At 50.3% G+C, this 21,228-nt stretch carries 21 protein-coding genes; 6 read left to right on the forward strand and 15 right to left on the reverse strand.

The genetic code is table 11. The features are described from left to right. Positions 1–1,228 precede the first annotated feature (1,228 nt). The 5 genes from TY10_RS25935 to TY10_RS25955 all read right to left on the reverse strand — a co-directional run bounded on the left by TY10_RS25935 (position 1,229) and on the right by TY10_RS25955 (position 3,086). Positions 1,229–1,597 carry a hypothetical protein gene (locus TY10_RS25935; protein WP_042170387.1) on the reverse strand — a complete coding sequence of 123 codons (369 nt, stop codon included), beginning with the start codon at positions 1,595–1,597 and terminating at the stop codon, positions 1,229–1,231. A 22-nt stretch (positions 1,598–1,619) separates the two neighbouring features. Continuing rightward, on the reverse strand, positions 1,620–2,057 hold the full coding sequence (locus tag TY10_RS25940; RefSeq protein ID WP_042170390.1) for a hypothetical protein: 438 nt from the start codon (positions 2,055–2,057) through the stop codon (positions 1,620–1,622). 1 nt (position 2,058) lies between these two features. Next, entirely contained in the window at positions 2,059–2,259 is a 201-nt protein-coding gene (locus TY10_RS25945) for a DUF4177 domain-containing protein (protein WP_042170392.1), read from the reverse strand. Between the two features lie 72 nt (positions 2,260–2,331). Next, complete coding sequence (locus TY10_RS25950; RefSeq protein WP_042170393.1) at positions 2,332–2,574, reverse strand: hypothetical protein; 243 nt, start codon at positions 2,572–2,574, stop codon at positions 2,332–2,334. 47 nt (positions 2,575–2,621) lie between these two features. Then, entirely contained in the window at positions 2,622–3,086 is a 465-nt protein-coding gene (locus tag TY10_RS25955; RefSeq protein WP_042170394.1) for a hypothetical protein, read from the reverse strand. Positions 3,087–3,303: 217 nt separating this feature from the next. Between TY10_RS25955 and desA the strand changes: the two genes are divergently transcribed. The 3 genes from desA to TY10_RS25970 all read left to right on the forward strand — a co-directional run bounded on the left by desA (position 3,304) and on the right by TY10_RS25970 (position 6,172). Continuing rightward, positions 3,304–4,374 carry a Delta(5) desaturase DesA gene (desA, locus tag TY10_RS25960; RefSeq protein ID WP_042170395.1) on the forward strand — a complete coding sequence of 357 codons (1,071 nt, stop codon included), beginning with the start codon at positions 3,304–3,306 and terminating at the stop codon, positions 4,372–4,374. Between the two features lie 61 nt (positions 4,375–4,435). Next, positions 4,436–5,560 (forward strand): sensor histidine kinase, encoded by a 1,125-nt coding sequence (locus TY10_RS25965; protein ID WP_042170396.1) that lies wholly within the window; start codon positions 4,436–4,438, stop codon positions 5,558–5,560. Positions 5,561–5,572: 12 nt separating this feature from the next. Beyond that, positions 5,573–6,172 carry a response regulator transcription factor gene (locus TY10_RS25970; RefSeq protein WP_042170397.1) on the forward strand — a complete coding sequence of 200 codons (600 nt, stop codon included), beginning with the start codon at positions 5,573–5,575 and terminating at the stop codon, positions 6,170–6,172. A 74-nt stretch (positions 6,173–6,246) separates the two neighbouring features. On the opposite strand, the gene TY10_RS25975 is transcribed toward TY10_RS25970, so the two are convergent. From TY10_RS25975 to TY10_RS25995, 5 genes are all read right to left on the reverse strand, one after another. Continuing rightward, positions 6,247–7,842 carry a response regulator gene (locus TY10_RS25975; protein ID WP_042170398.1) on the reverse strand — a complete coding sequence of 532 codons (1,596 nt, stop codon included), beginning with the start codon at positions 7,840–7,842 and terminating at the stop codon, positions 6,247–6,249. After that, positions 7,817–9,754 carry a cache domain-containing sensor histidine kinase gene (locus tag TY10_RS25980; RefSeq protein ID WP_042170400.1) on the reverse strand — a complete coding sequence of 646 codons (1,938 nt, stop codon included), beginning with the start codon at positions 9,752–9,754 and terminating at the stop codon, positions 7,817–7,819. Before TY10_RS25980 ends, TY10_RS25975 begins: the two co-directional genes overlap by 26 nt. 131 nt (positions 9,755–9,885) lie before the next feature. Next, the gene (locus TY10_RS25985; RefSeq protein ID WP_042170403.1) at positions 9,886–11,547 is read right to left on the reverse strand and encodes an extracellular solute-binding protein; all 1,662 of its coding nucleotides are present in this window, start codon (positions 11,545–11,547) and stop codon (positions 9,886–9,888) included. A gap of 81 nt (positions 11,548–11,628) precedes the next feature. Beyond that, entirely contained in the window at positions 11,629–12,453 is an 825-nt protein-coding gene (locus TY10_RS25990) for a carbohydrate ABC transporter permease (RefSeq protein ID WP_081735502.1), read from the reverse strand. Between the two features lie 82 nt (positions 12,454–12,535). Next, positions 12,536–13,471, reverse strand: a complete 936-nt coding sequence (locus TY10_RS25995; RefSeq protein WP_042170431.1) for an ABC transporter permease — start codon at positions 13,469–13,471, stop codon at positions 12,536–12,538. Positions 13,472–13,768: 297 nt separating this feature from the next. Between TY10_RS25995 and TY10_RS26000 the strand changes: the two genes are divergently transcribed. Beyond that, positions 13,769–14,527 (forward strand): SDR family NAD(P)-dependent oxidoreductase, encoded by a 759-nt coding sequence (locus TY10_RS26000; RefSeq protein WP_042170408.1) that lies wholly within the window; start codon positions 13,769–13,771, stop codon positions 14,525–14,527. 151 nt (positions 14,528–14,678) lie between these two features. On the opposite strand, the gene TY10_RS26005 is transcribed toward TY10_RS26000, so the two are convergent. Continuing rightward, positions 14,679–15,554 (reverse strand): AraC family transcriptional regulator, encoded by an 876-nt coding sequence (locus tag TY10_RS26005; protein WP_042170411.1) that lies wholly within the window; start codon positions 15,552–15,554, stop codon positions 14,679–14,681. A gap of 167 nt (positions 15,555–15,721) precedes the next feature. Between TY10_RS26005 and TY10_RS26010 the strand changes: the two genes are divergently transcribed. After that, a complete protein-coding gene (locus tag TY10_RS26010; RefSeq protein WP_042170414.1) occupies positions 15,722–16,813 on the forward strand; it encodes a Gfo/Idh/MocA family protein in 1,092 nt (363 codons plus the stop codon). Between the two features lies 1 nt (position 16,814). Next, positions 16,815–17,651, forward strand: a complete 837-nt coding sequence (locus TY10_RS26015; RefSeq protein WP_042170416.1) for a sugar phosphate isomerase/epimerase family protein — start codon at positions 16,815–16,817, stop codon at positions 17,649–17,651. A gap of 489 nt (positions 17,652–18,140) precedes the next feature. On the opposite strand, the gene TY10_RS26020 is transcribed toward TY10_RS26015, so the two are convergent. The 4 genes from TY10_RS26020 to TY10_RS26035 all read right to left on the reverse strand — a co-directional run bounded on the left by TY10_RS26020 (position 18,141) and on the right by TY10_RS26035 (position 21,154). Further along, complete coding sequence (locus tag TY10_RS26020; protein WP_042170419.1) at positions 18,141–18,533, reverse strand: RDD family protein; 393 nt, start codon at positions 18,531–18,533, stop codon at positions 18,141–18,143. Positions 18,534–18,559: 26 nt separating this feature from the next. Then, the gene (locus TY10_RS26025) at positions 18,560–18,922 is read right to left on the reverse strand and encodes a YrdB family protein (protein WP_042170422.1); all 363 of its coding nucleotides are present in this window, start codon (positions 18,920–18,922) and stop codon (positions 18,560–18,562) included. A gap of 56 nt (positions 18,923–18,978) precedes the next feature. Then, a complete protein-coding gene (locus TY10_RS26030) occupies positions 18,979–19,251 on the reverse strand; it encodes a hypothetical protein (RefSeq protein WP_155986053.1) in 273 nt (90 codons plus the stop codon). A gap of 241 nt (positions 19,252–19,492) precedes the next feature. Next, entirely contained in the window at positions 19,493–21,154 is a 1,662-nt protein-coding gene (locus TY10_RS26035) for a glutamine--tRNA ligase/YqeY domain fusion protein (RefSeq protein WP_042170433.1), read from the reverse strand. Between the last annotated feature and the right edge of the window lie 74 nt (positions 21,155–21,228).

The following is a 21,228-nucleotide window of genomic DNA, read 5'->3' on the forward strand; positions in this document are numbered from 1 at the left end:
CGGAATATGGGTTCATAACCTCAGAAGAGCCGCCCTCATGAGCAAATAAGCTCAGAAAAATACACATCCGACAGTTCTGCTTTAATAAATCGCTGTCTCTCGTAGACTTAACCTGAACAAAACTGAATTTATCAGGGGTAACTATTTAACGAATCGGGTTCGCTGTTACAAGTAATCGCATGCCGCTGCCGTATTTTTCACACCCGCACCATGTATGCCGCCAATTACTTTAAGTAACATACACCCCAGCGCATCACGCACACCAATCGCATCATTTGATGCCGATCCACACCATATGCATCTGAATCTTGCATATTAGCGAAGCTGGTTCGCAAATTTGCGATGCCATTTTCGCTAATAGCTGGCGTGCATAGCCTCTAGAATGAAAGAGCGAAGCTACTTTCGCTTTCGGAGAACCTAGGTTCACGAATAGCGAAATTTGCTTCGCTCTTTTACATAAGCCCCTCACCCAACTACGCTGCAACGAATTTCGATTCGTTATTTTGCGAATCGGGTTCGCTGTTACAAGTATTCGCAAGCCGCTACCATATTTTCCGCACCCGCACCATGTATACGTTCCAGTTACTTTAAGTAACTATACGTCAGCGCATCACTTACACCACTCGCATCATTCGAGCCGATCCACACCATACCTGCACCAGCACCACGTACATTACCAGTTACTTAACTAACCATACTCGGCGCATCACGCACACCACTCGCATCATTTGAGCCGATCCACACCATACCTGCACCCCTACCACGTACATTACCAGTTACTTGACTACGGTACTCGGCGCATCACGCACACCACTGGCATCATTTGAGTTAATCCACAACATATGCACCTGAAACTTGCCCATTAGCGAAGCTAGTTCGCAAATTTGCGAAGCAAATTTCGCTAATGCTTGACGTACATAGCCCCAAAAACGAAAGAGCGAAGCAAGCTTCACTTTCGGAGAACCTAGGTTCTCGAATTGCGAAATTTGCTTCGCTCTTTTACATAAGCCCCTCACGCGGCCACGCTGCAACGAATTTCGATTCGTTATTTAGCGAATCAGGTTCGTTATCACGAAAATCACCGTAAAAGAGGATGGAGCTATGCGGTTCAAACAGCAGATCTCCCGAATAAACTTTCAGCTTCCAGCTTCCCGCTTACACCTACCGCCTCAATGCCTCTAATTCGCCGCAACCTCCATGCCAGGCTGTTGCCCAGCAAACAATGGATTCACAGCCGGATCTCCCCTCTGCGGTAAATGATCAAAAATCCAGCTAGCAGCGCCGCCGAAAGCAAATGAAACACCGGGTACACCCAGAACACTAAGCGGGCATCCTTCACCTGCAGCAAATACCCGAGCGTCAGCAAAAACGATACGATTTGCACTATTAAATTACCGCCCCAGCCGAGCTTTCTCAGCCATGCAGGCAACCTCAAACCAGGATCTAGGAAAAAGATACCGGAAAGTCCAAATAGCAAACTCCACATATAACCGAGCGGAGCTTCCTCAATGCGCAGCATGTACGCCAATACAGGGGAAAGGTACAGGACAAAACAGATCAGAGTGAAAATCCCCGCCGATATACGCCACCCTGCCATAACCATCCCTCCTAAATCTCGCCTATGGCTTCGAAACTTGCCAGCCGAGGCTGCTTGCAAGCTTTTCTATAGCCGGCTGCTTACCGGTTGTCTCTCCATACCTCTGCATGTAAATCAGAATGACGTTGTTTGCATTATAAATGACAGGAGAATACACCAGATCAACTAATGCGGTTTGCTCCTCAATTTTCCTTATGCCGTCATGCGCTTCCATGGGGACTTCGAATACATAGACATAGAGCAGCTCGCCCTGATCAAATGCATAGGCTGCTGAATCTCTCGCAGATGTCAGCCGGTAACTTTCAAGCATTTCCGTCTCTTCCCCTTGAATAGACAGCCGCTGCATCCCTTGCTTGACTTCATCCATAGAATGAAGCGCCAATGTCAGCATAAACTTATCATCCGAACAGCCCGTCACCATCCAGCAGCTTAGTAATACGAATAACGCCAGCCGCCGCATCTTAAGTCCTTTTTCTTTTCATCACGACGATCAATTCTTTGGACTGTCCTTGATGCTCACTCGTATCCACACATGACACCAGCTCCCAGCCTTGCGAGCCAGCCTCATTGAGAATATCTTCGAATTGCTGTTCATCCAGATTGACGCCGCCCCAGAAGCTCCCGATCTTGAACTTCATCGTCTTGTATTCCCACTTGTCCATTGCACTAGCCTCCCGGTCCTTTATTCACCATTAGTTCCATTACTAGAGTTAACGTGAAAAACCGGGAAATAGTTACAGAGATTTGTCCTTTATTTCCGCCAGCAGCGCATTCTGCTCCCGAAGCAGCTCATTCAACTGCTCGAATTGTCGGTCATGCTCTTTCAGCTGCAATTGATGACTGCGATTCATCTCGCTTAGCTCCTCCTGAATCCTTCCGGCAACAGAATCATTAATAGCCATTCGAATCAGCGCATAGAAAACAGCTCCCGCAACAAGCACAACGAACAAAACTACAATAACCCAAAATGCCCCCAAAAGGCCTCTCCCCTTCTCTCGCAGTGGCAGCACAGCTAACTCAGGTGCTAAATCCAGCGCAGAAACTTCCGGTTATAAATTTGAATTTGATTGTTTTCAGCCCAGCCCTTCAGTGCCTTCATCGCTTCATCGTCATTGCCGCTGACATGAAAGCTGAACGTAAACTGCCCCGGAACGATTTTCTTCCCCTTCGGCCTAATGCCTACAACAGGTTGGAAATAACCGTCGATCATAATGCAATCTACGTTCTTCGCATGGACTTCATGCCCCCGCACATTCATCGTCTTCTCCAGCATCCGAATCTCCGAAGGCTTCGCCAGCCTTCTCAATATCAGATAAACCGCAATTGTGAGCGAGAAAACAAGCAGGATGACAACAAAATAAAATAACGGATTAAACCCATCACGTGTAAACGTGCTATAAATCAGCAGCAAGTGGCACACAAGATAGGCGCTCATTCCAATAATGGTCTTCACATGCAGCGGATGCTTGATCTCATACTGGGTTTTCATTTAAAAACAACTCCTTCACTCTTTATCCCAACTCATTCAACTAAGATAATAAACCAGATTATACCACAGCCCCCATGACAGTTGTCATACCCCCTCCTTGACGTTTATGACTTCAAGGGGATGACGTTTTTCTTTACAATTAAGATAAATAAGAACTGCTTTACCCAAAATAGAACTTTCAACCTTGTTTTACTCATCCCAACAGAGGGGGAATACGATGACAAACCATTCGAATTCCGCAGCCAAACAAATTCAATTAAAAAAAGAAGTAGCACCCTATGAAAAAACCGATATGAAATCGAGCATTCGCCAGCTGGTGAATACGCTTGTTCCTTTATTCGGACTTTGGTACGCCGCTTATGCGAGCCTTGCCGTGTCCTACTGGCTCACCATTGCGATCGGTATCATCGCATCCGGCTTCGTCATTCGTACCTTTATCATTTTCCACGATTGCTGTCACGGGTCCTTCTTCAAGAACAAACGGGCTAATGCCATCATGGGCACGATCACCGGCGTTCTCACTCATGTTCCTTATGCCCAATGGAAGTACAGCCACGCGATGCACCACGCAACCAGCGGCAACTTGGACAAAAGAGGACTCGGCGACATTTGGATTCTAACGGTCGATGAATATGTGGCATCACCACTGTGGCGCAGGGTGGCTTACCGTTTTTACCGCCATCCGCTCGTTATGTTCGGACTTGGTCCTATCGCTGTATTCCTGGTTCAATACCGCTTCAACCGCAAGGGTGCAAAACGCAAAGAACGGATCAATACTTACATCACCAATATCTCGATGGTAGTCCTATATGCACTACTGTGCTGGGCAATTGGCTGGCAAGCGTTCCTGCTCGTGCATGGCCCTATCTTCTTCATGTCAGGCTTGTTCGGTATTTGGTTATTTTATGTACAGCATCAATTCGAGGATTCCTACTTCGAGAATGAAGAGGAATGGAGCTACGTTAAGGCAGCCGTAGAAGGCAGCTCGTATTATAAGCTTCCTAAGCCGCTGCAATGGATAACCGGCAACATCGGCTTCCATCATGTTCATCATTTAAGCCCGAAGGTGCCGAATTATTATTTGGAGGATGCGCATAACGCGACACCGCCGCTTCATAAGGCGACGACCATTACGCTGCGTACCAGTCTGCAATCACTTCGCTTCAAGCTTTGGGATGAAGGGGCCAAAAACTTCGTTACCTTCCGCGAGGTTAAGCAGCGCATCCGCACAAGCCGAATCGTTCCCGTACTTCGGACAGGAACGAAGACGGTCCGGCGCTCTAGCTGAAGTTGACTTATATGCTACAATACATCTATTGAGACAGCGAGCGGAGGAAGGAGGAACGGCAATGCATAAGTGGCATCAGATTTTCCACAAAAACACCGGGCTTAGCCCCTATGTTTGGATTGTATTCTGTATCTTGCCCTTCTACTTCATTGTCCGCTCCTCCTCTACAATCGAGGTTGTGTACGGCGTTGCGCTCGTACTGCTGTTCTTCACCTGCTATGTCCTCTCTTTCGTATCCAAAGGCTGGCAGGTCTATATGTGGACGGGCTTGCAGATTGTCATCTCCATTGCGATGACGCTTCTGTTCAGTTACGTCTACTTTTCCATTTTTCTCGCCTTTTTCATCGGCAACATCCGGAATCGTGCAGGGTTTATCTCACTCTATACCATCCATCTCGTCACAACCTTTATTACCATTAATTACGGCTTTATATCCACAAACTCCACGCTGCTCAGCCAATTCCCGTTCATCCTCATCAGCTTGATCGTCGTCATTCTTCTTCCTGTCAACAACTACAACCGGAACAAGCAAGAGAAGCTCGAGGTCAAGCTCGAAGATGCCAACAAACGGATTTCTGAACTCGTCAAGCTGGAAGAACGCCAACGGATTGCCCGCGACCTCCACGATACGCTGGGTCAGAAGCTAAGTCTCATTGGGCTTAAAAGCGATTTGGCCGGCCGGTTGGTTGCAAGCGACCCTAAGCGTGCCCAAGCGGAAATTCATGATGTGCAGCAGACAGCTCGAACTGCGTTGAAGGAAGTCCGCGAGCTGGTCACCCAAATGCGGGGAACCCGGCTGGAGGATGAGGTTCACCGCGTCCACCAAATTTTGAACGCAGCCGAAATTGAACTCTCAATCGAGGGAGACCCTAAGCTGTCCAATACCTCGCTGTTAAACGAAAATGTGCTCAGCATGTGCCTGAAGGAAGCGGTCACCAACATCGTGAAACACAGCGAAGCGACGGCATGCTGCGTTACCATTGAGCCGTCTCGGACCGATCTTGCAATCCGGGTACAAGATAATGGAAAAGGGATAAATGCAACGCGCAGCGGCTTCCGCAACGGAAACGGACTGAAAGGTATTAAAGAACGGCTGGAATTCGTGAACGGCAATCTCGAAATTGTATCAACCGGACAAGGCACAACGCTCGTCATTCGCGTGCCCAATGCCGTAAATCAAATTTAGGAGGTGAGCGTAATGATACGAATCGTCATCGCGGAGGATCAGCGGATGCTTCTTGGCGCACTTGCGTCGCTGCTTGATCTGGAGGAAGATATGCAGGTCGTCGGACGGGCAGGTAACGGCGAGGAGGCTGTTGCGCTCGTCCATCTCCATAGGCCGGATGTGGTCATCATGGATATTGAAATGCCGGCAAAAACAGGGCTGGAGGCTGCCGAAGAGCTAAAAGGCGCAGGCTGCAAGGTCATTATCCTTACCACCTTTGCCCGCAGCGGCTATTTCGACCGTGCACTGAAGGCTGGAGTAAGCGGCTATTTGTTAAAAGACAGTCCCAGCGAGGAGCTTGCGGCTTCGATCCGCAGCGTAATAGCCGGGCGTCGTATATACGCTCCAGAACTCATGGACGAAGCATACGGTGAAGAGAATCCGCTCACCGAACGGGAGAAAGAAGTGCTCGGCCTGATTGCCGACGGCAAGAACACGAAGGAAATCGCCAGCGAGCTCTATATTACGACCGGGACGGTTCGCAATTACATTTCCGTCATCCTCGATAAGCTCGACGTCAGCAATCGCATCGAAGCAATTACCCGCTTTAAAGAAAAGGGCTGGTTCAAGTAGCGAATGGGCGTAACACCCCATTCCCCTTGACCAGCTCTTTTCTTTCTCTTGTTGTGAAACGGCCTGCTCCCGGCTTATTCCGTCCCTTCACCCGAGCTCTGCTGGGCGTCCGTCCGGAGCTTAATCTTATACTCCTGAGGCGACACGCCTTCCAGCTCCTTAAACACCCGGGAAAACTGCTTGCTGTTCTCGAAGCCCACCGCGCTGCCAATATCCTGCATTTTGCGATTGTCCTCCAGCAGCAGCTCTTTGCCTTTGCGGATGCGCACCTTCTTCAAAAACAGCACGAAGCTCTCGCCAGTATGTGCTTTGAACGCCTCGCTGAAATAAGAATAGTTCAGCCCAACGTGATTGCTGACAACGGCCATATTCAGCGGCTTGTAATAGAACTCCTCGATATAGGCAATCGCGGCGTTAATCTCCGAATGCTCGCTATAAGCGGAGCGGATGCCACGCACATATTCGTTCACGCTGGACAGCAGCAGTTCGAGACTGCGGTAATAGTCGTGGAAGGTATGGAAATTGTCCATGCTGCCGACCCTGCGATACAGCTTCAGCACCTCTATGGACCCATCGCCATAGATGCGGAATATTTCGTCGAGCACCTGCTCGTTGATCATTTTGCCCGCCAGCTTCAAAAATTGGATATCCACCCGAGGCAGCTCCTCGATATGAAAAATCTGCTTCAGCAGCTCCAGCATTTCCCGCTCACGGTCTGTCCCCAGCATATTGCCAAGCTTGCGCACTTCCTCAATCGGAGCAGCCGGATAAGCGCGTGCTTCCCCGGCGATATCCTCATGCCGCAGCAGGCGGCAGCTCGAGTACAGGAAGGAATACTGCAGCGCCTCGGAGGCTTGCCTGTAGCAGCGATATAGATCCCCCGCTTGCTCGCCTTCCGCGCTAATACCGACATGTACCCTTTCATTGCCGCAAATCTGCTTGTACAGCTCCACGAATTGCGAGGTCGGGCTTCCAATCAATACGAGCCGGTTTCCCTGATCGAGAAAAGAGGCATCTAGCACGCCGTCCATCGGCTTCAGCAGATTTTCCGCCATTTGCTTGAACTGCTCCTTGCTCATCGATCCGCTGCTCTCCGATTTATCATTCAACACCGCTACCGTAAACGGACGGCTGAATGTATCAAAGCCGGCGCTTGCTGCAAACTCGTCTGCCTTCTCGATCGCAACGTCACCTTCTTGCGCAAACCACTCCTTGAGCCGATTAATTTGCAGCTGCTCACGAAAAGTATCGCTTACCGCAACTCGCTCGGCCAATTCAGCTTGCGCCTGAAGCGTCGTTTCACTTTTGCGCAGCGCCTCAAACAGCTCTTCCCGGCGGATTGGCTTCAAGAGGTAGTTTTTCACTTGGTATTCAATGGCCGCTCTGGCATAAGCAAAATCGTCATAGCCGCTTAGTATGATAAAGATGGGCGGCTCCTGCCCCTTCTCCGGCTCATTCATCAGCCTGCGAATCAGCTCTAATCCGTCCATGATCGGCATTCGAATATCGGTAATAACAATATCTGCCCGTTCGCCCTCGTATTGAGCCAGCGCATCTTGTCCATGAACAGCCATCCGAATGGCATAGAAGTCTGGAAACTCCCTTTCGATCATCATTTTTAGTCCTAACCGAATATTTTTCTCGTCATCTACGATCAGCATTTTCCTCATATTCGGAACTCCCTCCCATTAACAGCACCTTCGGCAGGGTAATAACCACCTCTGTGAATTGCCCCTCTACGCTGTCTATCTGCAACCCGTACGATTCGCCATAATAGAGCCGGATGCGCTCATGCACGTTGCGCAGGCCGATTCCGATCGCTTGTTTGCCATTTCCGTTGCCGTTACCGCTTCCTAAAGACATTTCACGGTTCTGCCCGGACTGCACCCATTCATTCAATTGCTGCAACCGTTCTGATCCCATACCCATGCCGTTGTCTCTAAGCGTGATGATGATGCCTTCAACACGGCTTTCGCTGCCTGCCGTGCCATCCCTGCATTCAGCTACCTCGATACGAATAACGCTCTGTTCCTCTTCTGTGCCCGCCCATGCATGCTTGACCGCATTTTCGACGATTGGCTGCAGCGACATCTTCAGCACTTCGATCTCCATTAGGCTTGGCGGGATATGAAGCTCCAGCGCAATCGGCTCATCGAACCGGATATTCATGACGGCGATATAATTCTCAATATGGCGAATTTCATCTTGCAGGCTTACATACTCGCCCGACCATTTGAAATTATAGCGCATCATGCCGCCAAGTGAAGTAAGAGAATCCGATATCGTAAGCTGATTTTCCATCTCCGCCAGCATCTTAATGTTCTCTAGCGTGTTGTACAGAAAGTGGGAGTCGATCTGGCTGTGCAGCGTACGAAGCTCCGCTTCTTTGGTCAGCGCCTGCTTCTTCACCCCCTGAGCGATCAGCTCATTAATCGTATGGATTAGTTTATTAAAATGATGGGCCAGCTCGCCAATCTCGCCCCCGCCGCCAAGCGGTAATCCGGTTGGCATCTCGCCGCGCCTTACTTTTTTCATCGCATCAGTTAATCTTCGCATGTTTTTAAGAATAATCGAATTCAGCCAATAGGTAATCAAAGAGAGTAAAGCGATAATAATAACGTTAAACGTGATGATCTGTGTCTGCGCTTTCGAAATATCCTTGCTGACGGTTTGCAGGGAGACCACATTGAGAATATGCGCATCCGCTTGCTCCAGCGGGGCGGACACGAGCAAATAGGGATGCTTGTCGACAACAAAACGCATCTCGGTTAATTGCTGCCGTTCCATCTCTCCGAACGTCTCCAGCACCGCGTCGTGAAGCTCCAGATTGCCGCCTGCAAACGGCTGCTGCTCATCCATATAGATCGTCCCGTTGCGGTCTGCGATCATCATCTGACTTCCCTCGTCCTTAATGCTGGCGAATGCTTTCGGCGAGAATTGCTCCAACAGCATGGACACCTCGATCACGCCAACACGCTTGCCCCCAGCCTCTACCACGCGCATAAGGGAAACCTTTGGCATCTGACTGGTGCCCTCCGTCACGTTGCGACGCAGAATGTCGGGGTCCTCGTTTTTAAACAGCCATAGTTCTTTGCCGTTCAATGTCTCCAATTGCTTATACCATGGCTCATTCTGAATGCGGCGCTCATGGAATACAATTGGCCAAATCTCGGACAAATAACGGTTGTCCGCAAATAATCGAAGATGAACGATGTTCGGATTGTTGATTTGAATATTGATCATATCGGTTAGAGGACCGCGGTAAAGCGCAAGCAGGTCCTCCACGGGGAGCTCTTCCTCCCGCGATACATAGTCGATAATTTCAGAATCGGATATCGTGAGCTGGGCAGCCCGTTCCATCGCCTCAATCTGATTGCGAATGTTCACCCGTTCCATTTCCACCGAATACTGCGCCTGCTTCAGCGTATCATTGCTATAGCTCTCGCGAATTTGACTAAACAAATAGTTCGATACCAAGAGGCTTGGCAGCAGCAAAATAACGATATACGCAGCCACTAGGCGGCTCTGCATCGATCTGCGGTTGAACCAATGCGCAATCGATTGCGCCATTCTTCTGCCCATTTCCCTATCACTTCCGTCCGGCTAATCTACTCTGCTATTCTTCCCCTTATGCGACAAAAAGCACTCCAGCCCGTTTCCGGTTCTGGAGTACCCTTTGCAGGGCCTGCTCTCTCTCGAGAGCGAATGCCCGATTATTCCGCAGCGCCGTTAAGCTTCGCTACATTTTCTTCGTATTTCTTCTGCTTGTACGCTTGCACCTCTTTGAATCCGAGGGAGTCGCGTTTTTTCAGAAACTCATTCCAGACCTTATCAAAGTCCGCTTCCGACTTCGAGAGCAGCAGCTTCGGAAGCACTTTGCCGAATTCCTGATCAATCTTCGTATTCTTGATCCCCTCTGGCGAAGTGCCGGTCGGGTTGATCTGATCAAATTCCGAAAGACTTACTGTCTTCCCGAACGTCCAATCCTCCAATTGCTTGAAAGGCTCGACTGCTGGCGGGCTCCAGATTGGCGTCAGATTGGTATCCATCATCATCCAGAATGTATGGGAAGCACCGAACTTCTTGTCGAATGCGCCGCGATCCTTATTCATCAGATCAAGCGCTTCAGGCAGGAATTGATCTTTGCCGTCGATGTTGTCCCAAGTTACGCCTTGCTTGCCGAAGAACAGGTCATGCTGGCCTTCTTCAGAGATGAGGTAATCCAAGAAACGAATAGCACGGGCTTTGTCCTTCACGTCTTTAGAGATGAGCGTGACTGTCCAGCCGGAAATCGATGGGCCGGCAAGCGTCGGCTGATCCAGATTCGCGTTAGCTGGACCGTCTACAGCAATGTAGACCGATTCCGGATCATTGGCAAACAGAGCGTTCTGTTGGTTAGCCAAATCCGTTCTTGCATACAGCATTGCGAAGTAACGGCCTTGTGCGATTTTTTCTTCCATTTGCGGACGTTTGTCGATGAAGATATCTTTGGCCAGCAAACCGTTTTCGTTCGCTTGACGCATCGTTTTCAGCCATTTCACATACTCCGGATCGGTATTGCGGTCATACAATTGGCCGTCCTTCTCGTAAGGAATCGCCAGGAAGTTTTGAATATAGTGCTGCAGGGCTGCATTGCCCGTGTCGTTGAAGTCATACATGCCCAGCGGAATGAGCGGCTGGCCGTTCACGTTCGGGAACATTTTTTTCGCATCTTCCAGCGCTTTCAGGAAGCCCTCTGGCGTGCGCATATCCGGTTTGCCAAGCGCCTCGTACATATCTTTACGTACCAGGAAGGTTTGCGAGGAAGCAATGTTGTCGCCGAATTTCTCATAGTCTTTAGGCGACGAAGAGGAGTTCGGATAGCCGTATACATTGCCGTTCTCTTGCTTGTACCACGACAGCTTCGCAGGATCGGTTACTTTGTAGAAGTACGGGTCGTACTTGTCAGCAAGCTCATTGAGCGGAAGCACCAAGTCGCCTTCGATCATCTTCTTAACGGCATCCTCATACCAGCCCAGCGTAATAAAGTCTGGCAGGCTGCCGGAAGCCATCATCGTATTCATTTTCTCCGCTTCATTGCCAGCAGGCACGATGAAGTTGATGTTTACGCCTGTTTTCTCTGTAATATATTTCGAGGTCGCATCTACGCCCCATTTGTTAGGAAACCATGAAAAGTTAATATACCAGTCAAACGTAATCGGGCTTTTGTCTACTTCCCAGCCTTTATCATCCTGGGTGAGCTTTACTGTCTCGGCATTCGAGCCGCCCTCTTCCTTGTCTGTGTTTTTGCTGCCCGAAGAACAGGCGGCTGTAAACACGAGAACCGCAGCGACCATCAGCATCAACATGTTTTTAAGCGTATGCTTCTTGTTCATCTGTTTGTCTTCCCCTTCTCTCTAAGAATGAGTATATGCAATCTGCCGCCCTATTCATAGAGCCGCAGGTATTGCCTTAGGTTAGCCTTTAATCGAACCGATCATCATCCCTTTAACGAAGTACTTCTGCAGGAACGGATAGACGAGAACGATCGGAAGCGTCGTGACGACCATCGTAGCCAGCTTGATCGACTGCGAGGTGACCGATTTGCCGATGCCGCCCGGAATAGCCGCAAGCATCTGGTTGGAGCTGGACTGCGCTACGACGCGGTACAAATACGTCTGAATCGGCTGCAGGTCCATATTGTTCATATAGATCACGCCGGCGAAGTAATCATTCCACTGATAGACTCCGTGGAACAACGCAATTGTCGCGATAACCGGCATCGATACAGGCAGAATAACTTTAATAAAAATCGACCAGTCATTAGCTCCGTCGATCTTCGCCGCTTCCTCCAGCCCGTCCGGTATATCCCGGAAGAAGGTCATGAAGATGATCAGATCGAAGAAGCTGAACATCGCCGGAATGATATACACGAGGAAATTGTCCAGCAGGTGCAAATCCTTCATCAACAGGTAGGTCGGAATGAGGCCTCCTCCGAAGAACAGCGTCACCGTACCGAATAAGATGTAGATCTTGCCGCCAATCAGGCCTTTGCGGGAAAACGCATAAGCGACCATAGCGGTGAAAAAGACGTGCAGCACGGTACCGAGCAGCGTCTTGGCAATCGTAACGCCCATGGCGCCCATAATGCCGCTGCTCTGGAACACGGCTGTGAAGCTCTCGAAGCTGAATACCCGCGGCCACCAGTAGATGCCGCCGCGCATCCCGTCCTGGCCTTCGTTGAAGGCGTTCACCAGCACGTACCAGATCGGGTACATGGTGGCGAAACAGATTAGCAGCATGCCGAAATTATTGAAGAGGTCGAAAAAGGCTTCTCCCTTTGTTTTGCGCTTAATACTAAACACGGTCTAACGACCTCCTTTTCTAGAACAGCGATGTATCGTTCATTTTTTTTGTGACCCGGTTGGCAAGCAGCAGCAGGATCAAAGCAATTGCGGATTTGAATAATCCCACTGCCGTTGAATAGGAGTATCGTCCTTGCTGCATTCCTGTCTGATACACATAAATATCGATGACGTTGCTCGCGCTCTCGTTCAGCGAGTTGCGAAGCACGAGAATCTGGTCAAAGTTAGAGTTCAGCACGCCGCTCACAGCCAGAATGAACAGAATGGAGATCGTTGCCTTAATACTCGGAAGCGTTACGTACCACATTTTCTGAAAACGGCCTGCACCGTCGATGGTTGCCGCTTCATAAAGCTCCGGCGAAACGCTGGCGATAGCTGCCAAATAAATGATCGCCGACCAGCCTAGCTCCTTCCAAATGTCGGAGGTAATTATAATACCCCAGAAGTAGCTTGGTTCCGCCAGATAAGAAATCGGCTCCTTGATGAGATGAAGCGCCATCAGCACATTGTTGATAATCCCGACATCTGCAAGCCAAGTCGTCAGAATGCCTCCGAGGATTACCCACGACAAAAAGTGAGGCAGATAAGAAATCGTCTGAATCGCCTTCTTGAAGCCAACGGAGCGAACTTCATTCAGAAACAACGCAAATATGATAGGCAGCGGAAATCCGATAGCCAGTTTAATGAGGCTGATGCCAAGCGTATTCCGCATGACGTCCATAAAGCTCTCATCTTGGAAAAAGTCTTTAAAATGCGTAAGCCCCACCCAAGGCGCTTCGCTAATGGATTTAACGATATTGAATTCTTTGAACGCAATAATGACGCCGTACATCGGTACGTAGTTGAAAATAATCATCCAAGCGACGCCAAGGAGGGCCATAATTTGAATATGCCTTTGGCTGTACAACCGTTTGAACCATTTCCTTCTTTCCGCCTTCGTATCCTGGGCAGACAAGGAAACGGGCGCAGGATTGAGCTGTGTCTTCAAAGTAATTACCTCCACGCTGTTGTGAATCAATCGAAATGAAAGCCTTTGCAAATCTCTATACTTTTATTGTAGATTGTCCACTCCGGAGGGGTAAGGCTTGAGATTTCGTATTTGGGGTTCAATTTTTCGGGTTTGGGACCATAAGCGGAAAAAGGGCAGGAAACGGGGAGCGGATCTGAGCTCCATGGAGCTGACCGCAACAGCCAAATGTCACGGCCTATGGTACTATTGAACAAAGCAACCAATGGAAGGGAAGGAACATTCATGCCTGATTTCAGTATTCAAGGTAAAATCGCCATCGTAACTGGTGCCAGCAAAGGCATTGGCTTCGGTTTGGCAAAAGCAATGGCTGCTGCTGGCGCAATTGTAGCCGTAACTGCGCGGCGTAAGGAGTCGCTTGAGGCGTTAGTCGACGAAATTGCCGCTTCCGGCGGCGAAGCGAAGGCTTATGCGCTGGACGTGCGAAACGTCGGGCAGATCCGGAGTGTGTTCGAGCAGGTGGCGCAGGACTTCGGACGGCTTGATATATTGGTGAACAACGCGGGGCTGGGCGAAGGCATGCTGGCGGAGGATGTAACCGAAGAATATTGGGATGATATGCTCGACGTCAATCTGAAGGGCGTGTTTTTCTGCTGCCAGGCAGCCGGACGCATCATGCTGGCGCAAGGCAGCGGAAAAATCGTCAACGTCAGCTCGCAAGTCAGCATCGTCGGCATTCCGGAGGGCGTCGCCTATTGCGCGTCCAAAGGCGGCGTCAATCAGTTGACCAAGGTGCTGGCACTGGAATGGTCCAGCAGAGGCGTGAATATTAATGCGGTAGGACCGACCTTTATTTATACGCCAGGGACGGCTGAACGGCTGGATACGCCCGAGTTCAGGGATCAAGTGCTGGCCCGGATTCCGGCGGGGCGCATCGGTTCAATTGATGATGTGGCAGGCGCAGTCATCTATTTGGCTTCAGCGGCCTCCAATCTTGTCACGGGCACGCTGCTGGTCGTCGATGGCGGCTGGACTGCTCAATAGAGCAGAGTGCTTGGCGCTTGATACATATCTATAATTAGAAGAAGGACCTCGCTGCCCATTATCCATGGAAGCGAGGTATTTTTAGTACGTTCGTTAAAGTTTGAACAATTGTGACTAGCTTCTTTGGCGATTCTTTTCTCGGAATCACCGATCAAGGTACATACTCACCCTCCGGCTTTTGCTTACGGTACTCCTTCGGTACAACACCTTTCTTCTCGTGAAAAATACGGGAGAAGGTTTTGTAGGAACCGTAACCGACTTCAAGCGCGATTTCCGCAACGCTCATATCGGTCGATACGAGCAGCCCGCAGGCATGGCGAAGACGTAGATCATGCAGCAGATGAACAAAGTTTTGTCCTGTCGTTTCTTTGATCACCTCACTGATGCGCGAGACACTCATGGAGAAAACCGCGGACAGATCGGAAAGCGTCAGATTATCCTGATAGTTTGCATGAATGTAAGAAATAATCGGCCATACGTTTTTGCGCTGAGTTTGCATAATCGGCATAGCTGCCGGAGCTGCTGTGGCAAGACGCAGCCGGTCGAACGTAATCAGTATTTCCTTCAGCTTAACTTGGAGCATCGTACTTCGCCAAGGCTCACTGCCCCCATACTCGCGAAACAGTTCCTCAATCAACGCCAGCATCATGGTATTCTGTTCTCCGCTCAGTTGGATGAACGACGGCATCTCGAACGCGGCGATCAGACCAAGCAGTCCGTCCTCCTTGGCTGGCTCCATCAGCAGATCCATACTGAACATGCAATTGTAGAGCATAAGCGGCTCGCCAGGATCGGTAAACAGCTGATGCACCTGATAGGGCAAGACAAAGGTGAAGGTGCCGGGCTTCATGACATGCTTGTCCCCATTCACCCACTCGGCGCCGCTTCCGGAAACGACATACGAAAACTCCAAAAAATCATGTTTATGCGGACGAAAGCCATGATCCAAACGGTTCAGGCTGATATGAAGCGGAGATGAGGTATGCATATTTGGATACGTTTTCAAATAGTCGGGAAAATAAGTCACAGTTTGGAGCCTCCTCCGAAAAATAGAGACTTTTATCGAAAAACAAGCATTCTTTCTCGTACCGTTTATTTTACCATAGAGATCGTAAGCGGAACGTTAAGGATTGAAACCATACACCTGTTGCATGCGCTTCATGCGAATGCATACTTCATTGGAGGACGAACCCTATGAGCCATAACGAAAAAATTAGAATCGGCATTATCGGCGCCGGCAACATCGGCAGTGTACATGCGACCGAATTCTCAAAACTGGCAGAGCTATGTGAAATCGCTGCTATTACCGATGCGTACTTGCCGCTTGCAGAAGAGCGGGCGCGGCAATTCTCTATCCCTTTGGTCGCAGCTTCGCCGGAGGAGCTAATCGCTCGCGACGATATCGACGCAGTCATTATTGGCGTGCCGAATCAATTTCACGCCCCGCTTGCGGTACAGGCTATCAAATCGGGCAAGCATGTGCTTCTAGAGAAGCCGATGGGCATTAACAGCGAAGCTGCCCGCAGCATTTTATGCGCAAGCGAGGCTTCGGACAAGATCGTCATGGTCGCTCATCAAATGCGGTGGGAATCGATTCCCATGCAAATTAAAGAGCAAATTGACCGCGGCGAGCTTGGACGCATCTATACAGCCAAAACAGGCTGGTACCGGCGCAAAGGCATCCCCGGCTGGGGCACCTGGTTCACTCGTATGGACCAGTCGGGCGGCGGTCCGCTAATCGATATTGGCGTTCATATGCTTGACCTTGCGCTTTACTTGATGGGCAATCCAAAGCCAGTATCCGTCTACGGCTCCACTTATGCGGAGTTCGGTCCTAACCGGAAAGGCATCGGCACTTGGGGCAAGCCGAATTGGGAAGGCCACTATGACGTGGAGGATCTGGCTACGGCGCTCATCAAGATGGAGGATGGCAGTACGCTGTCGCTGGAGGTCAGCTGGGCGGTCCATATGGATACGGACAATACACCGTTTGTCCACCTGATGGGTAGCGAGGGCGGCGCTTCGTATCGGGGCGATAAAGGAAAGCTGCTGACAGAGAAGTTCGACCGGGCGATTGATACCGATATCGTGAAGCAAAACGACGACGAAGGCGAGCGGCTGCGCTTGAGCCGCCATTTCCTGGACTGTATTCGCGAGGGCAAGCAGCCAATTACATCTGCATTGACAGGCTATACCAACAACCTGATTCTGGATGCGATCTACGAATCGTCGCGGACAGGCAATGAAGTGAAGCTGGACTGGTCCAGCCAAGGAGGCGACAACTAGTATGCTAAGAGGATTATCCCCTGCAGGACTCGGCAATTTGGAGAGCGACGAGCAGTTAATCGAGCTTGCTTCGCAATATGGATTTCATGCAGTTGATATTGATGCAGGCGGCCTTATCGCCCGCCATGGCTTGGAGGGAGCCCGTGCTCTGCTAGGCGAAAAGGGCATCGTCATTGGCTCCATCGGCTTGCCTGTGGAGTGGCGGACAACTGAAGAGGAATTCCTCTCCAGCCTGAAGCGTCTTGCACCCGCGGCGGAAGCGGCCGCAGCGCTAGGCTGTACCAGCTGCTGCACGTACGTGCTGCCATCGACCGATCAGAACGCCGCGCACTTCATGGCGCTGGCAACGCGGCGTCTCCGGCTATGCGCGCAAATTCTCGGCGCATATGGCATTCGGCTTGGACTGGAGTTCGTTGGTCCGCATCATTTGCGTACGAATTGGGCCAATCCGTTCATCTGGACGCTCGCAGAAACGCTCGACTGGATAGACACGATTGGCGAGAGCAACGTCGGCCTGCTGTTTGACTCGTTCCACTGGTACACGAACGAGCACAGCATCACGGACATCGAAGCGCTACGTCCGGAGCAAATCGTCCATGTGCATATTAACGATGCGCCGGCTGCCCCTGTCTCTGAGGTGCTGGACAACGGCCGCCTCTATCCGGGCGAAGGCGTCATCGATCTCGCGGGCTTCCTAGCCGCGCTGGACCGGATTGGCTACAAAGGCGCCGTGACACAGGAGATTCTGGCGGCGGAAGCGCCGCAAGGCTCTCCGGAGGAACTCGTGCAGCGCTCAAAGGCTGGCTTTGACAAAGTGTATAGGGCAGCTGGGATTTAGGCCGCGGTGCCCGTTTGCTGCACTTTATTTAAACTAACCTTGAGCATTTCGTACGCTATGACGGCATGTCACTCAACCAAGACAAGAACTCCGCCACGCATATTAAAGCAGAACCGCGTGCCGGGAGGAATGAGCACAAGTGGACAACAATTTCGCCTGCCTCATGGAACGCAGTGCGTTGTCACAGGCCAGCGGTTCTATAGTAGGTAGAATTGGACGGCCTTCAACTATCAAAATGTAAAAGTGCAGGTGAATTAGCGAAAAACCGCCGTTTTTCACCTTCAAAATGTAAAAGTGCAGGTTGAATGGGCTATTCTCACCCATTTGGCTCAAAATCAGCGAATCAAAATGTATGTTTACATTTTGTCACGCCAAATCACCCATTTATCACTGAACAAAATGCACTTTTGCATTTTGTTTGCACACAAATGAACGCCGCCACGCTTTCACAGCGCTGGCGGCGTTCATCAATTTAATGGGGAGTGCTTCCTAATTGGCGTATACAACCTCAGTTCCCGCAATGAAGTCATGAATGGCGCGTTTATCTTCCCGCAAGCCGACCATAAAAGCGCTGACGATAGCCCCAATGCCAAAAGTAATGCCGTAGATAATGCCTCCTACCAGTTGCCTCAACAGCATCGTACCGATGGTCGGAGGGGAGCCATCCAGCTTGCGAATTTGTACGCCACAAGCCCTTTTTCCAATAGTGTAGCCATTCCAAAAAACCGGAAGCAGCAGCGTGTACAGGAAAGTAAGCAAATTCGCGAAGTTTTCGCCGCCATTTCCGCCGAACAAAGCCATAGCTAACAGAGTAACTGGTAAGCTTATGATCAAACCATCCAGAAAAGCCGCCCCTAACCGAATCCAAAATCCTGCATTCATCCTATTTCCTCCTCTATCATTATTCATCATTTTTTTACCCGCACCGGCCAGTCTTGAATATCCCAAATGACGATACACGTACGATTAACCACCTGCACAATGCCGAACAAAATAGCAAATGCATGATAGCCCAGATCATAGTAGCAGACAAACGCAGCGCCCATTAAAGCGAATTCGATTAGAAGACGCCATGGCAGCCCCAGCTTGATCGTTCGCTTTGGCGAGAGCAGTTTGCCCCACACAATGGCCGCCGCAACGGGCAGACCCAGTCCTGCAATAAATTGCAGAAGCACGCTCCCCTCCACTTGAAATCCCCAATAGGCCAAACCGATGAACAACACCAGCTCCAGCAAAAACCGAACCGTTAGTTGAAATACGGCAACCATCATGACTCCCCTCATTGAACAGCAATTTGTATCCGGGCAGAACAGCTGGGCTGCTTTTACTATACGCCGCTGCCTTCTTCCTTTATGACCGAATAATCGATAAATCTGCCAAACAGACCGATCGTATATATCTCATAAGACCGATCAGCGCCCCTATAGCGATCTCTGACTTTTAGCGTAAAAAATCCCGTTGTTACGCCTTTGCTGCGCCATTCGATCGTTTCCCCGTCTTTCTTGCAAGCGGTCAGCAGCATCGGATCATTCCAGCAGACGATCCTGTGTTTAGTTGCCAGCCACTTCTCATACTGGCTTTCTCCTGGCTTCGTTGCCATTAGGCACGTTCCCACAAACAACAGTCCAATAATTCCCCATCTGAAAACGGTTCTGAATTTTCGCATACGAGTAATTTCTTCAATTTTCCTCAAAACCCTTCTTTTTGAATCCCGATCCGACTTCTTTCACCATATGGCTGGCTACGAAATCGACAAACCAAGAAGCCGATAGAGGGCGGAATAACAAAAAACCTCCCGGCATACTATCCGGGAGGTACTGTAAATCAAATGAAACGATTGGTTAAGCTTTGGATGGATCAAACGAGCTTTTCATCGATACGATCCGGTTAAACACCAGTTTGTCCGCCGTCGAATCCTTCGGATCCACATTGAAGTAGCCATGACGGAAGAATTGGAACTTCTCGCCGCCCGCGATACCCTTCATGTTCGGCTCAACGAAGCCGCTTTGCACCACTTGGCTGTTCGGATTGATGCACTCGAGGAAAGGCTTGTCCTCCTCTTCGGCTTCATTCGTAATAAGCGGCTCGAACAGGCGGAAGTCGGCTGGCACCGCTTGCGAAGCCTCGACCCAGTGAATCGTTCCTTTGACTTTACGTGCATTGAAGCCGCTGCCGCTTTTCGTCTCCGGGTCATAGGTACAGCGCAGCTCAACGACATTGCCTGCCTCATCCTTGATCACCTCTTGGCACGTAATGAAGTAGGCATGCTTCAGCCGGACTTCGTTGCCAGGGAACAGACGGAAGTATTTGGCCGGCGGATTCTCCATAAAGTCGTCTTGCTCAATATAGATCTCGCGGGAGAACGGAATTTGACGCTTGCCCATTTCTTCGTTCTCTGCGTTGTTTTCCGCTTCAAGCAGTTCGGTTTGACCTTCCGGATAGTTCGTAATAACAACCTTCAACGGCTGCAGTACGGCCATCGTACGAAGCGCCTTCAGCTTCAAGTCCTCGCGGATAAAATGCTCCAGCATCCGCTCATCCACGACGCTGTAAGCTTTGGCTACGCCAATCTCGCGGCAGAACGCCCGGATCGATTCCGGCGTAAAGCCTTTGCGGCGCAGACCGCTGATCGTCGGCATCCGCGGATCATCCCAGCCGTCGACTACGTTCTCGTCGACAAGCAGCTTCAACTTTCTTTTGCTCATCACCGTGTTAGTAACGTTCAGACGAGCAAACTCGTATTGGCGAGGAACTGCCGCCATCTCACACTCGGCAATTGCCCAGTCATACAGCGGCCGGTGATCGGCAAATTCCAGCGTACAGATGGAATGCGTAATGCCTTCAATCGCATCACTGATCGGGTGCGCGTAATCGTACATCGGATAGATGCACCAAGCGTCGCCTGTCCGGTGATGATGCGCATGAGAAATACGGTACAGTACAGGATCGCGAAGATTGATATTCGGCGAAGCCATGTCGATTTTGGCGCGAAGCACCTTCGCTCCGTCCGGGAATTCACCTGCGCGCATCCGTGCGAACAGATCAAGGTTCTCCTCTACGCTGCGGCTCCGGTACGGGCTGTCTTGTCCAGGCTGCGTCAACGTACCGCGCATTTCGCGCATTTGCTCCGCGCTCAAATCACAGACATAGGCTTTGCCTTTCTTGATCAGCAGAACTGCGCGGTCGTACAGCTCCTCGAAATAATCAGAAGCAAAGCGGAGCTCCTCCCAGTCAAAACCAAGCCAGCGAACGTCCTCTTGAATTGACTCCACGTATTCCGTATCTTCCTTCACCGGATTCGTATCATCAAAGCGCAGGTTCGTTCTGCCCTTGAAATCATCGGCAAGCTCAAAGTTCAGACAGATCGATTTGGCATGTCCAATATGCAAGTAGCCGTTCGGTTCCGGAGGAAAGCGGGTTGCAATTTCCTGCACGCGGCCTTCCTTCAAATCTTCGGCGACGATGTTTTTAATAAAGTTAGAGGATGATGTCTTATTCTCCACTGTGTTTTCCACGGCGATCAACCAACCTTTCCCACGAAAATATTATCTTCCTATCATACACAATATCGCCGGAA

It is taken from the genome of Paenibacillus gorillae (assembly GCF_000513275.1).
GTDB lineage: Bacteria > Bacillota > Bacilli > Paenibacillales > Paenibacillaceae > Pristimantibacillus > Pristimantibacillus gorillae.

Bases quoted from the DNA above. Each gene is read 5' to 3' on its own strand.
- TY10_RS25935 (WP_042170387.1), bottom strand. From the start codon at position 1,597: ATGGCAGGGTGGCGTATATCGGCGGGGATTTTCACTCTGATCTGTTTT.
- TY10_RS25940 (WP_042170390.1), bottom strand. From the start codon at position 2,057: ATGCGGCGGCTGGCGTTATTCGTATTACTAAGCTGCTGGATGGTGACG.
- TY10_RS25945 (WP_042170392.1), bottom strand. From the start codon at position 2,259: ATGGACAAGTGGGAATACAAGACGATGAAGTTCAAGATCGGGAGCTTC.
- TY10_RS25955 (WP_042170394.1), bottom strand. From the start codon at position 3,086: ATGAAAACCCAGTATGAGATCAAGCATCCGCTGCATGTGAAGACCATT.
- desA (WP_042170395.1), top strand. From the start codon at position 3,304: ATGACAAACCATTCGAATTCCGCAGCCAAACAAATTCAATTAAAAAAA.
- TY10_RS25965 (WP_042170396.1), top strand. From the start codon at position 4,436: ATGCATAAGTGGCATCAGATTTTCCACAAAAACACCGGGCTTAGCCCC.
- TY10_RS25970 (WP_042170397.1), top strand. From the start codon at position 5,573: ATGATACGAATCGTCATCGCGGAGGATCAGCGGATGCTTCTTGGCGCA.
- TY10_RS25975 (WP_042170398.1), bottom strand. From the start codon at position 7,842: ATGAGGAAAATGCTGATCGTAGATGACGAGAAAAATATTCGGTTAGGA.
- TY10_RS25980 (WP_042170400.1), bottom strand. From the start codon at position 9,754: ATGGGCAGAAGAATGGCGCAATCGATTGCGCATTGGTTCAACCGCAGA.
- TY10_RS25985 (WP_042170403.1), bottom strand. From the start codon at position 11,547: ATGAACAAGAAGCATACGCTTAAAAACATGTTGATGCTGATGGTCGCT.
- TY10_RS25990 (WP_081735502.1), bottom strand. From the start codon at position 12,453: ATGCTGCTAATCTGTTTCGCCACCATGTACCCGATCTGGTACGTGCTG.
- TY10_RS26000 (WP_042170408.1), top strand. From the start codon at position 13,769: ATGCCTGATTTCAGTATTCAAGGTAAAATCGCCATCGTAACTGGTGCC.
- TY10_RS26010 (WP_042170414.1), top strand. From the start codon at position 15,722: ATGAGCCATAACGAAAAAATTAGAATCGGCATTATCGGCGCCGGCAAC.
- TY10_RS26015 (WP_042170416.1), top strand. From the start codon at position 16,815: ATGCTAAGAGGATTATCCCCTGCAGGACTCGGCAATTTGGAGAGCGAC.
- TY10_RS26020 (WP_042170419.1), bottom strand. From the start codon at position 18,533: ATGAATGCAGGATTTTGGATTCGGTTAGGGGCGGCTTTTCTGGATGGT.
- TY10_RS26025 (WP_042170422.1), bottom strand. From the start codon at position 18,922: ATGATGGTTGCCGTATTTCAACTAACGGTTCGGTTTTTGCTGGAGCTG.
- TY10_RS26030 (WP_155986053.1), bottom strand. From the start codon at position 19,251: ATGGCAACGAAGCCAGGAGAAAGCCAGTATGAGAAGTGGCTGGCAACT.